This is a genomic window from Mycobacterium sp., assembly GCF_025965855.1.
In the GTDB taxonomy this organism is placed as follows: domain Bacteria; phylum Actinomycetota; class Actinomycetes; order Mycobacteriales; family Mycobacteriaceae; genus Mycobacterium.
The window spans coordinates 35,418-49,184 of the sequence record NZ_JAOPWB010000182.1 but is presented as its reverse complement, the minus strand read 5'-3'; the positions used below and the strand labels follow the sequence as shown (position 1 = coordinate 49,184).

The following is a 13,767-nucleotide window of genomic DNA, read 5'->3' as shown; positions in this document are numbered from 1 at the left end:
TGACAACCAGTAGGTCGTGTTTGTTCAACGGCGAGACCTCAACGCTCACCAGAACCTCATGCGGACCCGGTGGCGGCGGCTCCTCGATGTCGACGACGCGGATCACCTGTGCGGGGTCGCCGAACTGTTCAATCTGGATGGCGCGCATATCAATTCCTCTCCATCGAAGGTGAGGCCGCTGTGTGAGCCTGCCTAACGGATACGCTCTATTACCCCGCGAAGTGCGGCCCCGCTACTGCGGCTCCTTACCGAGTCTGCAGGTTGGCATCATTTGATGATTCATATTTGACAATTATTTTGGCGAAGACGCGGCCCGGCCCAGTGAACGCCTGATGTGCGTCAACAGGTAAACGAGGGCAGCGCGTCGGCGCGGCCCACGGGCCGCAAAGAGATAGCCGTCCACCCACGATCAGGTGTTCGCGTCAATTGTGCTGGCCTGGGCGCACGACACCGGGGCAGATCTGGCCAAGACCAACGCCAGCGGTGGCGCCATCGCGATTGGTCATCCGCTGGGCGCCGGCGGCGCGCGCATCATGACCACGTTGGTCAACGCTCTTGAACAGCGGGGTGGACGCTATGGCCTGCAGACCATGTGTGAATGCGGCGGCATGGCCAACGCCACCATCATCGAACGGCTTTAGGAGCCCGGCCATGCCGCGCGAGACCCAGTTCGACGGCGTGCGAGTGCGCTACGACAGCGCGAAGAGCTACGACGAGCTGCTGGCCGATATCGGCGACAAGCCGGTGCGCATCAACGAATTCGCGGTGGCCGCCGACAGCTGGCAGGCCTACCAGGAGAAGGTCGAGCCCCACGCCGGGCCAAGCGGTTTCATGTTGTTCGCCCTGCTCGACCACGGCGCGTGGATCGCCAAGGCCGGCATCGACGGCAAGGTGATGCGCGTGATCCTCGGCAACCCGCTCATCGCGATCACGATGCTGCGTCACGACGTGAGCGCGGGGTTGTTCGCCCCGGTCGAGCTGCTCCTGATGGACGAGCGCGAGAACCGCAGCAGCCTGAGCTACGTCAAGCCGTCGTCGCTGATGGTCGTCGAGCACAATCCAGAACTGCTCAGCGCCGCAGAGGAACGCGACGCCAAGCTGGCGGAGCTGGCAACCAAGGTGACGAGCGGCTCATGACCCGCGCTGGGCCGAATCAGAGCCAGCCGGTGCGGGCCGCGGCAACCGGCTGGGCCGGGGCCGGGGCCAATTCCCCGTCTCGCACCCCGTCGAGCATCCGTTTCACCGCGGCGACGATCTCCGGGGACGCCGCGGCGAGGCCCGCCTTGTCGGCTTCGCCGACCTCATCGGCATCGACTCCTGCCCGGGCCAGCACGGTGGCCGGGTCCGCCAGCTGATCGGCCAGCCACGACAGCGGGTCGGCTGAGAGCTCGGGGACGAAGTGTCGGCGTCCCGGTTCCCAACCGTCGAAACTGGGGTGGTGATGGGCCCGGTCCAGCGTCCCGGGTGGGCTCTCTGCGGATCCGAAAAGGTCTACCCGCCACACGGGGCGGGTGAAGGCGATCGGGATGCCCGCGTAGATCGATCCCTGGGGCTCGGCCCGGTCGATAAGGCGGAGTTCCAGTCTGATTCCCCGCTCCGGGGTCTCCTGACCGGTGAGCGGGCGCGGGTCGACGAAATACATGTCGCCGACGACCACACCCAGGGCTTCGAATCCGAACGCTACGAGCATCGCGTGCCTTTCCTCGTACCTCCTCGAGCGTAGACCTAGGCGCTGGGGGCCGCGTCGTCCGCGAAAATGCAATGCGCTCGGCGCGCTCTCCGGGACGGCAGGGTTGATCGGAGCACGGGTGGGACGCAGCCCAGCCAAGCCCTAAGAGCTGATTCTGCGGCGAATGATTTCTGGATTGTACTGATCCAGTTAAAACGCCTGTGCCACTGGCTATTCGGCGAAAGCGCTCGGTGCAAACCCCTAGGCCGCCAGGACATGCGGCCAGAGGCGCCTTCGGCGGCATTTCACCCGCTCAATCCCGTCTTCGCGATGGCCTTCGCTAGCGGACGCTTGCGTCAATTTGCGCTGGTCCGGCGTCGCTGCGCGTCTCGATGGCCTTGACGCTGTGGCTGAACGCCTTCCTCAATACGCCCTTGCCGATGGTTCCGAGTACGGCCGACAGGACGCGTCCCTTGAAGTTCTTGCCCTCGCGGACAATGACAACGTCCACATTCGTGGTGCCGTCGGGACGGGGGCTGAGGGTGTAGACATAGCCTGACGCACCTCCCCAGGTGTTCGAGTCGGTGGTCGTCAGCGTGATGTGGTTGGGATCGGACCAGTCGTAGTGCAGGCGTTCCCAGATGCCGCCTGAACCTTCGGTGACATCGGCGTCGCGCGCTCCCTTGTGGTGCACTTTGAGGTCGCCATCGGCGCTGTTCGGAAAGAGCTCGGAACGGCCCGGTCCGAAGTCAGTGAGCCCGGCGATGAATTGCTCGGGGGTTGAGGCTGTCGACCGGTGGAAGTGAATCGTGGACATCGTGTCCTCCTTGCTTGATGGATTTGATCTTTCGTCCATGGGAAGCGCATCGCCGCCATTGCGAATTCCTGCTTGGACCTCGGGGGGAAGCCTTGTTGATCCTGGTATTGCGAGGGACAGCCTTAAGATTGGGCAATGTCGCCATCGGCCAGCGCGCTGGGTGACTTCCTGCGCGCACGCCGCGAACAAATCCGCCCCGAGGATGTCGGGTTGGGTTCCGGACCTCGCAGGCGCGTCCCGGGATTGCGCCGCGAGGAATTGGCGATGCTCGCCGGGATTAGCGTCGACTACTACCTGCGACTCGAGCAAGGCCGTGACCAGCACCCGTCCGCACAGGTGCTCGATGCGCTCGCCGGGGCACTGCGACTGGATGTCAAAGCCACAGAACATCTTCACGGGCTTGCGGGCTTGCGCGCGGCGCATCGCCCTCGACCTGTTGCAGAGACGGCGGCTGACGGTCTGGATCAGCTGATCGAGCACATCTCGCTTCCGGCGATCGTCGCCAATCGATACCAGGATGTGTTGGCCGCCAATGCGATTGCCCGCGCATTGTCACCCGGGTTCGCCCCCGGCGAAAACTTCCTGCGGTGGCGTCTGTTGGCACCGGCTGCTCGCGATTTCTTCGTCGATTGGGACGAGGCAACTGAGGTCGCGGTGAGTGGGTTACGGGAATCCGCGGCCGGCGACTTGGGCGATCCCCGCTTACGCGCCTTGATCGACGAACTCTCGGCAGCCAGCAACCGGTTCGGCGAACTCTGGGCGCGCGCAGATGTCGGATACCGCACCGGCATCCTCCACGTGCGACATCCCGTAGCGGGTGATCTCTACCTTCGCCGCACGAGGCTCAGCGTCCCCGACTCCGACACTCAGGTGTTCATTTACCACCCCGAGCCGGGCAGTGATTCGGCAAAAGCGCTCGAGACACTCGCAGCTTCATAACCCGAAGTGGATGAGCGCGGCCCAACAGGGGCCACGACTCTGGACAGGAACTCGCTGCCGCGGCGTTCAGCATGGGCATTCGCAGGCAGGGCATCGGCCGTCTTCTCTTCGGCCGTCGGCTCGAATGTGTCGAACAGATCTACCTACTATGATTCGAACACCAGCAGCGGTTTGCCCCCGTGTGCGGGAGCTTCGGCCAAATAGACGGCTTCGCTGAACTTTTCGACCGGGATCGGCTGGCCCTCCGGCACGCGCAACGCGCCGCTGTCGGCGAGCCGAACGGTGCGTCCGATCGCTGCGGCCATCCGATCCTTCGGGGTATCGGTGAACCAGCGGAACAGCCAGAACCCCCGAACGGTCTTGGTTTCGTAGATCAGCGAGCGCGCGAAGATGGGGATGGTGAGTTTGTCGGAATCGGTTTGGCGGTGCGTGGACAGCGCACCGTAGACGACCAGCTCACCGTGCGGTGCCAGCGCACGCGACACGTCCGCACCCACCTGACCGCTGACGCAGTCGATCGCCTTGGACACGCCTTGGGGGCCTGCGATGTCGGCCACCCGTTCGCACAGGTCCTCATCCTCGGTGCAGGTCACCGCGGTGCCCCCCAGCGCGAGGATGTCCTCGACAGCGGATCGACGGCGGACCACGTTGAGGGTCTTGAAGCCGATGTGCGCCCCGAGTTGGATCACCGACTGGCCCACTGTTGAACCGGCCGCGGTCTGCAGCAGCCATTCGCCCGGTCGGACATCGAGTTCATCACCGGTCAAGATGACGGCGGTGAGCGGATTGGCGAGAACCTGAGCGGCCGTGGAATTGCTCATGCCGGCGGGAACAGGCAAGACCCGCCCGGCATCGGCAACCACATACTCCTGCCACGTGCCGGTGACTCCGATCGTGATGACACGTTGCCCGACGGTCAGACCCTCTGTGCCGCTGCCAAGTTCGTCGATCACACCGACGGATTCGATTCCGGGCACTGTCGGGAACTCCGGGATAAACCCGTATCTGCCGCGGATGGTATGCAGATCGCTGGCATGGACAGGTACAGCGCTTACCCGGATCCGGACCTGGCCGGGACCGGGTTCCGGTATCGGGCGGGTCTGCAGGTGCAGGACCTCGGACGGTTCGCCCAACGTATCGGCGACGACAGACCGCATCGTTCGCATTTCCCTGACGCCCCTTCGGTCGGATCCCGATCCCACATTGGTTCGGCCGCATAGCGTCGGCCCCGCCCCTGGCGGCGAAGATCCGGATCAGCGCGCCGATTACAGCCGTACCAGCTCTAATGCTGCCACCACGGCGGGGTTTTTAGGGTCTCAGAAATGGGACGACCTTCCGAACCGAATCGGATCGGTATGGTATGGCAGCCCCAAGGTGACGTCGTCGGCGAGGGTATCCAGCCACAGTGGGGTAGTACGGTTCGCCCATATCGGTCACGCCCGCGCCTCCCTCGGACCCCGGCACGGGGCCTCCCCCAGCCTGGTCCGCGAAAGAGACAAGCGCCGAACGTGCACCCACGGCGAAAAAGAAGCGGAAATCTCGCGCGGTGTACACGCTCGGCGAGCGACGGCTAGGCGGCCAGGCCGTCCCTGCGGCCCTGTGCCCGTTGGCTCTTGGCGCGCTTGGCGCGCCGCCAGCTACGCACGGTGGCAATGGCGGTATTGAGGCCACGCCGGCGGCCGGTCGCCGGATCGGTGCCCGCGAATCCGGACTCCAACTCCGCGAACATCCGCTCGCTGCGGGTCTCCGGCGCGTTGTCGGCGTCGTCGCGCAGGTACTTGTTCGGCAACGACAGTTTGGCAATCGTGCGCCAGGTCTTTCCGTATTGCACCAGGAAAGAGCCTGTGGTGTAAGGCAAGTCGTACTTGTCGCACAGCGCGCGCACCCGCACCGAGATCTCGTGCAGCCGGTTGCTCGGCAGATCGGGGTACAGGTGGTGCTCGATCTGGTGGCACAGGTTGCCGCTCATGAACCGCAGCAGCCATCCGCCTTCGAAGTTGGCGCTGCCGAGCATCTGGCGCAGGTACCACTGGCCCTTGGTTTCGCCGATCATGTCGGTCTTGGTGAACTTCTCTGCGCCGTCAGGGAAGTGGCCGCAGAAGATCACGGCGTTGGCCCAGACGTTGCGGATGACGTTGGCGATCGCGTTGGCCGTCAGCGTGGAGCGGTACGTCGCGCCGGGCGACAGCGAGGTCAGCGCCGGGAACGCAACATAGTCCTTGACGGCCTGGCGGCCCGCCTTGGCCACGAACTCCAGGGTCCGCTGCCGCAGCTCGTCCTGGTCCATCCGCTTCTTGACGATCTTGCCCAGCTCGACGTGCTGCAGTCCGACGCCCCACTCGAAGCCGAGCGCCAGAATGGTGTTGTACACCAAGTTCAAGAGATTGAATCGCTTCCAGCGCTGGTCGCGGGTGACGCGCAGCAAGCCGTAGCCGACGTCGTCGTCCATCCCGAGGATGTTCGTGTACTTGTGGTGCACGAAGTTGTGGGTGTAGCGCCAGTGCTTGGACGACCCGCTCATGTCCCACTCCCACGTCGAGGAGTGGATCTCCGGATCGTTCATCCAGTCCCACTGGCCGTGCATGACGTTGTGGCCGATCTCCATGTTCTCGATGATCTTGGCCACGCCCAGCGTGACGGTGCCCGCCCACCATGCCGAGCGCCGCGAACTGGCGGCCAGCACCAGCCGGCCGGCCACCTCCAGCGCACGCTGCGCGGCGATGGTGCGGCGGATGTAGCTGGCGTCGCGCGCCCCGCGAGAGTCTTCAATATCCTGGCGGATGGCGTCCAGCTCAACGGCCAGGCTTTCGATGTCAGCGTCCGTCAGATGGGCGAATACGTCGACGTCTGTGATCGCCACTCGTCGTCATCTCCCTACTGTCCTGTTGTCTGGTCAATGCCTACGCTATCGTAACCTACGAATCCGTAGGTTACCTGTGAGTAATCTTTAGATGTCGAGCACGCAATCACCGGAGGCGGCCGACACGCACGTCTGAATCCGCGTCCCGGGCTCGTGTTCGGTGCCGGTTCGCAGATCGCGAACGTGGCCGTCCACCAGGCTTACCACGCAGGACTGGCAGATGCCCATCCGGCAGCCGAAGGGCATCTGCACACCGGCGCCTTCGCCGGCATCCATCAACGACGTCGCGGCGTCGGCCGCGGCTTCGCGCCCGCTGCGTGCGAACGTGACCGTTCCGCCGGCCCCGGCGGGCGCGGCCCTGGACACGGCGAACCGCTCCAGGTGCAGCCGGTCGCCGATGCCCGCCGACGACCACACCTTCTGGGCCTGGGTGAGCATGCCCTCCGGCCCGCATGCCCACGTCTGACGCCCGCGCCAATCCGCAACCTCGCGGTCCAGCGAGGCCAGGTCGAGTCTGCCTTGCGTGCGCGTCTCCCGCACCTGCAGGCGGTAGCCCGGCTGATCGGCGGCCAGCGCGGCCAGCTCCCCGCGGAACATCACGTCGGACTCGGTGGGCGCCGAATGCAGGTGCGTAACGTCACCAATCTGGTTGCGGCGCACCAACGTCCGCAGCATCGACATCACCGGCGTTATCCCGGAACCGGCCGTGAGAAACAGGATCGACGGCGGCGCCGGGTCGGGCAGGACGAAGTTGCCCTGCGGCGCGGCCAGCCGCACGATGGTCCCGGGCTCGACACCGGCCACCAGGTGGGTGGACAGGAATCCCTCGGGCATCGCCTTGACGGTGATGGTCACCGTGCGCGGGGCACCCGACCCGGAGGTCATAGCCGGGCTCGAGGTCAGCGAATACGACCGCCACCGCCAGCGCCCGTCGACCAGCAGCCCGATCCCGATGTACTGGCCGGGCTGGTAGTCGAAGCTGAAGCCCCAGCCCGGTTTGATCACCAGGGTCGCGGAATCTTCGGTCTCCCGGCGGACATCGAGGATGCGTCCCCGCAATTCCCGCGCGGACCACAGCGGGTTGGCCAGGTGCAGGTAGTCGTCCGGCAACAGCGGCGTGGTGATGCGCGCGGCTAGCTTGCGCAGCGCGTGCCAGCCGGGATGTCTGTCGGCCCCGGCGACAACGGGGCGCTTGGTCTCGACCACGTTCGCGGTGATCGATTCGTATCGCTTACTCATTGGAAGCTCCTGCTCACGATGCGGCGCTTGGCTTCCGCTCACGGTGGAGGCGGTTCCAGGCCCGCCCCTGATAAAGGCTACGGTACCGTAACTTACGGTGTCGTATCCAGGCGCGCAGGTCGCGAATCCGTCACATTCGGCTCGTCAGAGCAAGTCAAGCAGGAAAGGCAATTCCTGGTTCGCGTACCAGGCCAGCTCGTGGTCCAGCGCGTCGCCGACGATCAGCTCGGCGTCCTCGTCGCCCAGGTCGGCGGCGTCGATGACCTCGATGGCCCCGGTGACGGCCGGCTCGGCGGCGGCGTTGTCGACGTAGGCGGCAACCACCTGGTCGATCGTGACGGACGCGCCCAGCCTGACCACGGCGTCGTCGAGATCGGGACGGTACTTGGCGTCGTCGACCTCAGCGGCCAGCACCGCGCGCCGGGGCGGCAGGGCGGCCTGGTCTCCCGGAACATCGGCCGCCAGCAGCCGCAGCGACGCCAGCGACGCCTCGCGCAGCGCCACGTCGGCGAGCTCGTCGTCGTCGCCCTCCGCGTAGGCCTCGCGCAACGTCGGCGTCACCGCGAACGCGGTGCCGTTGACCGGCCACAGGGAGCCGTCCGCGACGAGCCGCTGCAACATCGCCAGCGTGGCCGGGATGTAGACCTGGATCATCAGCCCCCGACTAACGTGGCCGCGTAGTCGTCGACGTAGTTCGACAGCTCACGCGGCGGGCGCTGGTAGTTCGCGCTCACCACCGGCTCCTTGGGCAGCTTGACCTTGGGCCGGCCCACGTCGTAGTACTCGATCGTTGACAGCAGATGGGCCATCATGTTCAGCCGGGCGTGCTTCTTGATGTCGGATTCGACTATGTACCAAGGGCTTACCGGGGTGTCGGTGTGCACCATCATCTCGTCTTTGGCGCGCGAATAATCCTGCCACCGATACAGCGAGTCCATATCCATGGGGCTGAGTTTCCATTGGCGGACAGGGTCATTCAGTCGTGCCCTGAACCGGCGCAGCTGCTCGGCCTCGGAGACGGAAAACCAATACTTGCGCAACACGATCCCGTCGTCGATCAGCATCTGCTCGAAGATGGGCGTCTGCCGCAAAAAGAGCACATACTCCTGTGGCGTGCAGAATCCCATGACCCTTTCCACTCCGGCGCGGTTGTACCACGATCGGTCGAAGAGCACGATTTCGCCTCTGGCGGGTAGGTTGGCGATGTAGCGCTGGTAGTACCACTGGCCCCGTTCGCGATCGGTCGGCGCGGGCAATGCCGTGATACGGGCGACGCGCGGGTTCAGGTATTCGGTGATCCGTTTGATCGTTCCGCCCTTGCCGGCCCCGTCGCGGCCCTCGAAGAGGATCACGACACGCGCACCAACATGCCGCACCCACTCCTGCAACTTCACGAATTCCGTTTGTAACCGGAATATTTCGGTTTGGTAGACATCGTCGGATGTCTTGCGCGCGGGCGGCGTGGCCGATTTCTTTCCGCTCGCCTTGGCCGACGCCCCGTCATTTGTCGCAGTGCTCACAAGAACGAATCATAGATCCAGGCACCGATTTTCACCCCGACTAATCAGCGGGAAGCTTCGAGAAGTTCCTCGAGGGATTGGGTCAACAGGCCCGGCAGCACGTCGACGTCGCTCATCGCCTCGCGATCGGCGTTGATTCCGAAATACAGCATGCCGTTATAAGAGGTCACGCTGATCGCCAGCGCCTGATTGTGCAGCAGCGGTGGGACGGCGTAGGTCTCCAGCAACTTGGTGCCGGCGATGTACATCTGCGACTGGGCGCCCGGGGCGTTGGTGATCAACAGGTTGAACGTCCGCTTGGAAAAGCTCGGGAAGCCGGTGGCGACGCGGATGCCCATAGCGTGCAGGGTCGGTGGCGCAAAACCCGACAAAGTGACGATGGTCCGGGCGTCGACCAGGCTGGCGGCGGTCGGGTTGGATTCGGTGGCGTGGGCGATCTGCGACAGCCGCACCACCGGGTTGGCCTCCCCCACCGGCAGATCAACGAGGAAGGGCATCACCTGACTGATCGTTTGGCCGGGGCGGGTCGAGTCGAGTCCGTCGTCGGCGTAGATCGAGAGCGGCGCCATCGCGCGGACCGTCGCGGTCGGTGACACCGCTACCCCGCGCGACAGCAGCCAGCTGCCCAGTGCGCCGGCCACCACGGCGAGTACCACGTCGTTGATGTCGCAGTCGTAGCGCGCGCGCACGGCGCGGTAGTCCTCGAGGTTGCCGCGAGCGACCGTGAACCTGCGGTGGCGCGAAACGGTCGCGTTGAGCGGGCTACTGGGCGCCGTGCCGCGCGCCACCGCGCGCGCGATGTCGACGGCGCGGCGGCCCGCTTCGACGAGCTCGCCGTAGTTGGTCACCAATCCGGCCACCGCGGACCCGACGGCCTGCAGCTGCGTGCCCGGCCCGGCCATCCAGTCGCCGATCGCACCCAGAGCCAACCGCGTGTTACCGGGGTCGCGTTCCGGTATCCAGATGTCTTCGGGGAACGGCGGCGGACGGCGCGTCCGGTCGGCGATGACATGGCCGATTTCCAGCGCCGTCATGCCGTTGATCAGCGCCTGGTGGGACTTCGTATACAGCGCGACCCGGTTCTTGGCCAGGCCTTCGACCAGGTACATCTCCCACAGCGGCCGCGACTTGTCCAGCGGCCGCGCGGCCAGCCGCGCGATCAGCTCGTGCAGCTGCTCGTCGCTGCCCGGCGACGGCAGCGCCGACCGCCGCACGTGATAGGTGATGTCGAAGTCGTTGTCGTCGAGCCACACCGGCCTGGCCGTGCCGATGCGCACTTCCCGAACCTTCTGCCGGTAACGCGGTATCTGGGGCAGTCGCTGTTCGATGGTGGCCAACAGCGACTCGTAACTCAATCCGGCGCGCGGGCGCCGCAGGATGGACAGCGACCCCACGTACATCGGGGTGGTCGAGTTCTCCAGCCGATAGAAGGACGCATCCGCCGGGGACAACCGGGTCACCATTACGGCGCGGTCCTCCTCGTCAATTCGTCCTCAGTCCTCGGGTGAACGGCTGTACCCGCCTACGGTAATCGTCGGGCCGGACCAAAGTTCGGGGCGGGTACGCGTGCGCTCGAGTTGTGCCATGATGACCACTTACCAACCACCGTCTGCCACTCTCCAGCAGGCTCCCGTTGATCGATGGAGAGTGCGCGTTGACCGTTTTTGCCGTGATTCCCGTCGTCGACTACGAGCCGCCGCGGCGCGACGTCCCCCAGTGCCGCCGGTCCTCCCAACCGACGCTGCGCCGCCGCGCGCGTGCGCCCCGCCGGCCCTACGCCGCGCAACCGAACGGGCAACAACAGGAACCGGCGGCGGAGACCACCGTCGGCACGTCCGCGCCGATGCGCCAAGCGGCGATCTTCGCCGACGCCGCGCTGCGCCGGGTGCTCGAAGTCATCGACCGCCGCCGTCCCGCCGCCCAGCTGCGACCCATGCTGGCGCCCGGATTGGTGGATTCCGTGCTCTCGATCGGCGGTTCGGTGGCGGTTCGCCCGCGCGGACATGACGGGGCCGCGGTGCTGCGCCGGATGCGGCTCCAACCTTCCGGGCGCCGCGACCCGGAAACCGCGGCCGAGGTTTTCGGGTCCTACAGCCGCGGGGACCGGATCCACGCCATCGCGTGCCGCGTGGAACGGGTGGCAACCGGCCGATGGCTGGTGGTGGCCCTGCACATCGGTTGACGGTCAGTTGGGTGCGCCACCCGCGTACCGAGCCAGCACCGGACCCGCGATCGCCATGACGAAGACATACGACGTCGCCAGCGCGGCAACCGCGGGGATGGAGGTGCCGACCAGGCCGATGATGATCAGCGAGAACTCGCCCCTGGCGATGAGCGCGGCGCCCGCGCGCAGCTGCCCGCGCCGCCCCACGCCATCGCGCCGCGCGGCGAGCATCCCGGTGGCTACCTTGGTCGCCGCGGTGACGGCGGCCAGGGCCAGCGCCACCGGCAGCATCGGAAGAAGCTCGTGCGGGTCAACCGAGAGGCCGATCGCCAGAAAGAAGAGGGCCGCGAACAGGTCACGCAGCGGGCCCAGCACCCTGCGGGCCCGGTCGGCCGTCGCCCCGGTCAGGGTCAGGCCCACCAGGAACGCGCCGACGGCGGCCGACGCGTGCAGGACCTCCGCCACCGCCGCCACCATCAGGGTGACGCCGAGGACCCTCAGCAACAGCTGCTCGGAGTCGGGGTGCTCGACCAGCCGGCCGACGTGGTGGCCCCAGCGGTAGGACGCCGCGAACGCGGCCAGCAGCGCGCCGACCGCGCCGGTCATGCCGGCGACCGCATGCACCCAGCCCCCGCCCGACGCCACCACCGCGAACAGCGGCAGGTAGGCGGCCATCGCGAAATCCTCGAGAACCAGCACCGAGAGCACCGCCGGCGTTTCCCGGTTGCCGAGCCGGCCCAGGTCGACCAGCACGCGCGCGATGACGCCCGACGACGAGATGTAGGTGACCCCGGCCAGGGCCAGGATGGCGACGCCGTCCAACCCCAGCAGCCAGCCGGCCACCGCACCGGGGGTGGCGTTGAGGACGATGTCGACGCCGGCGGACGGCAGGTGGTGCCGCAGGCTGCTGGCGAATTCGGTCGCCGAGAATTCCAGGCCCAGGGTCAGCAGCAACAGCACGATGCCGATGGGCGCGGCCGTCTCGATGAACTCGCCGGCCGCGGCCACCGGCAGCAGGCCGCCCTTGCCCAGCGAGAGGCCCGCCAACAGGTAGACCGGTATCGGGGACAACGCGAAACGCCGTGCGACCGCGCCCAATACGGCGAGCGTGGTCAGGAGGGCGCCGAGTTGGAACAGCAGCGCCCCCGAAACCTGCATCCGCTCAACCCTTATCGATGATCCGCTCGACACCGGCGATGCCGTCTTCGGTGCCGATCACGATCAGAACGTCTCGCGCTAGCAGCATTTCGGCCGGACCGGGCGAGGCGAGTACCTCTTCGTTGCGCACGATCGCGACGATCGACGCTCCGGTGCGGGTGCGGGCGCGGGTGTCACCCAGCGGGTGGCCCACGAACGGGCTGCCCGCCACGATGTGGACCTGCCCCGTCTCGAGGCCCGGCACCTCTCGGGAGAGTTCGGTGAACCGCTCAGCGATGCGCGGCGCGCCCAGGATCTGGGCCACGGCCTCGGCCTCGGCGTCGGTCAAATGCAGGACCGGTCGGGCCCGGTCGGGATCGTCGGTGCCGTACAGGACGACGTCGAAATCGCCGCCGCGGCGTGCGATGATCCCGATCCGGTCACCCTGGTGGCTAGTGAACTCGTACCGTAGACCGACGCCGGGCAGCAACACCTCCTTGACATCCATGCCGTCCATCCTCGCAGCTGGGCGGGACCGATGTAAGCGGCCGCGGGCGTAACGCCACGGCGAAATATCGCACGGAAATTCGCAGTGGCGTTACGCCCGCGGGCTTCGGCAAGCTTCTCAAGAGTTAGTGCTGGCCAACCGTTTCGGCCGGTTGCCGGGTCCGCCCGGGTAGCAGCATGGGCACCTCGCGGCGGTAATCGCGGTATTCGTCGCCCAGCTCCGCTACCAGATTGCGCTCTTCGAGCTGCACAGCGATCAGGATGTAACCCGTCATGGCGATCGAGAAGAGCAGGTGTCCGGCGGTCATGGTGGGCGCCGCCCAGAAGGCGATGAGGAAACCGAGCATGAGCGGGTGGCGCACCAACCGGTAGAGCAGCCGGGCGTTAAAACCTATGTGGGTATAGGGTTTTCCGCGCCACGCCAGATACACCTGCCGAAGGCCGAACAGGTCGAAGTGGCTGACCATGAAGGTCGAGGCCAGCGCGATCGCCCAGCCCAGCCAGAACAGCGCCCACACTGCCAGACGTCCCGCCGGCTGCCGCACATCCCAGATGACGGCCGGCATGTCTCGCCATTGCCAGTAGAGCAGCACCAGCACGGCGCTTGACAGCACCACATAGGTGCTGCGCTCCATTGACGGCGGCACGAACCGGGTCCACCACGCCTTGAACGCCGGCCGCGCCATGACGCTGTGCTGGACGCCGAACGCGCCCACCAGTAACGCGTTGACCACCACAGCCTGACCGATCGGCGCGGGGAGCCCGTGATCGACGGTTCGAGGCACCAGGATGTTGGCCACGAAACCAATGAGATACAAGAAGGCCGCGAGGAACAGCAGGTAAGCCGCCGCGCCGTAACCGATGATCAAGTAACGCTTCATGGCCTCAGTGTCCGGCGCGCAAACACTTTGGCAT

Annotated in this window: 14 protein-coding genes and 1 pseudogene; 4 read left to right on the top strand and 11 right to left on the bottom strand. The window is 66.3% G+C overall.

Annotated features, from left to right (window positions below):
- Positions 1–407 precede the first annotated feature (407 nt).
- A pseudogene (locus JWP83_RS15405) lies at positions 408–641 on the top strand (steroid 3-ketoacyl-CoA thiolase); the annotation flags it as partial.
- A 10-nt stretch (positions 642–651) separates the two neighbouring features.
- Positions 652–1,137: a DUF302 domain-containing protein gene (locus JWP83_RS15400; RefSeq protein WP_297731384.1), complete on the top strand. Its 486-nt coding sequence runs from the start codon at positions 652–654 to the stop codon at positions 1,135–1,137.
- A gap of 16 nt (positions 1,138–1,153) precedes the next feature.
- On the opposite strand, the gene JWP83_RS15395 is transcribed toward JWP83_RS15400, so the two are convergent.
- Both JWP83_RS15395 and JWP83_RS15390 read right to left on the bottom strand, forming a co-directional pair.
- Complete coding sequence (locus JWP83_RS15395) at positions 1,154–1,690, bottom strand: hypothetical protein (protein WP_297731382.1); 537 nt, start codon at positions 1,688–1,690, stop codon at positions 1,154–1,156.
- 319 nt (positions 1,691–2,009) lie between these two features.
- A complete protein-coding gene (locus JWP83_RS15390) occupies positions 2,010–2,486 on the bottom strand; it encodes a hypothetical protein (RefSeq protein WP_297731380.1) in 477 nt (158 codons plus the stop codon).
- Positions 2,487–2,621: 135 nt separating this feature from the next.
- Here JWP83_RS15390 and JWP83_RS15385 point away from each other — a divergent pair, with 135 nt between their 5' ends.
- On the top strand, positions 2,622–3,425 hold the full coding sequence (locus JWP83_RS15385) for a helix-turn-helix transcriptional regulator (RefSeq protein ID WP_297731377.1): 804 nt from the start codon (positions 2,622–2,624) through the stop codon (positions 3,423–3,425).
- A gap of 146 nt (positions 3,426–3,571) precedes the next feature.
- On the opposite strand, the gene JWP83_RS15380 is transcribed toward JWP83_RS15385, so the two are convergent.
- The 6 genes from JWP83_RS15380 to JWP83_RS15355 form a co-directional block, all read right to left on the bottom strand.
- Complete coding sequence (locus JWP83_RS15380; RefSeq protein WP_297731375.1) at positions 3,572–4,582, bottom strand: zinc-dependent alcohol dehydrogenase family protein; 1,011 nt, start codon at positions 4,580–4,582, stop codon at positions 3,572–3,574.
- 413 nt (positions 4,583–4,995) lie between these two features.
- Positions 4,996–6,285, bottom strand: coding sequence for a fatty acid desaturase (locus JWP83_RS15375; protein WP_297731373.1), 1,290 nt, complete (start codon positions 6,283–6,285; stop codon positions 4,996–4,998).
- Between the two features lie 87 nt (positions 6,286–6,372).
- Entirely contained in the window at positions 6,373–7,524 is a 1,152-nt protein-coding gene (locus JWP83_RS15370) for a ferredoxin reductase (protein ID WP_297731371.1), read from the bottom strand.
- A 144-nt stretch (positions 7,525–7,668) separates the two neighbouring features.
- Entirely contained in the window at positions 7,669–8,178 is a 510-nt protein-coding gene (locus JWP83_RS15365; RefSeq protein ID WP_297731369.1) for a hypothetical protein, read from the bottom strand.
- Positions 8,178–9,044: a polyphosphate kinase 2 gene (ppk2, locus tag JWP83_RS15360; RefSeq protein ID WP_297731367.1), complete on the bottom strand. Its 867-nt coding sequence runs from the start codon at positions 9,042–9,044 to the stop codon at positions 8,178–8,180. Before ppk2 ends, JWP83_RS15365 begins: the two co-directional genes overlap by 1 nt.
- A gap of 44 nt (positions 9,045–9,088) precedes the next feature.
- Complete coding sequence (locus JWP83_RS15355) at positions 9,089–10,507, bottom strand: wax ester/triacylglycerol synthase family O-acyltransferase (protein WP_297731365.1); 1,419 nt, start codon at positions 10,505–10,507, stop codon at positions 9,089–9,091.
- Between the two features lie 209 nt (positions 10,508–10,716).
- Between JWP83_RS15355 and JWP83_RS15350 the strand changes: the two genes are divergently transcribed.
- Positions 10,717–11,226 carry an Rv3235 family protein gene (locus tag JWP83_RS15350; protein ID WP_367185644.1) on the top strand — a complete coding sequence of 170 codons (510 nt, stop codon included), beginning with the start codon at positions 10,717–10,719 and terminating at the stop codon, positions 11,224–11,226.
- Between the two features lie 3 nt (positions 11,227–11,229).
- Here the strand turns inward: JWP83_RS15350 and JWP83_RS15345 are convergent, their stop codons facing one another.
- The 3 genes from JWP83_RS15345 to mddA form a co-directional block, all read right to left on the bottom strand.
- The gene (locus JWP83_RS15345) at positions 11,230–12,366 is read right to left on the bottom strand and encodes a cation:proton antiporter (protein ID WP_297731361.1); all 1,137 of its coding nucleotides are present in this window, start codon (positions 12,364–12,366) and stop codon (positions 11,230–11,232) included.
- Positions 12,367–12,370: 4 nt separating this feature from the next.
- Positions 12,371–12,853 (bottom strand): cation:proton antiporter regulatory subunit, encoded by a 483-nt coding sequence (locus JWP83_RS15340; protein WP_297731359.1) that lies wholly within the window; start codon positions 12,851–12,853, stop codon positions 12,371–12,373.
- Between the two features lie 124 nt (positions 12,854–12,977).
- The gene (mddA, locus tag JWP83_RS15335; RefSeq protein WP_297731357.1) at positions 12,978–13,733 is read right to left on the bottom strand and encodes a methanethiol S-methyltransferase; all 756 of its coding nucleotides are present in this window, start codon (positions 13,731–13,733) and stop codon (positions 12,978–12,980) included.
- Positions 13,734–13,767 lie beyond the last annotated feature (34 nt).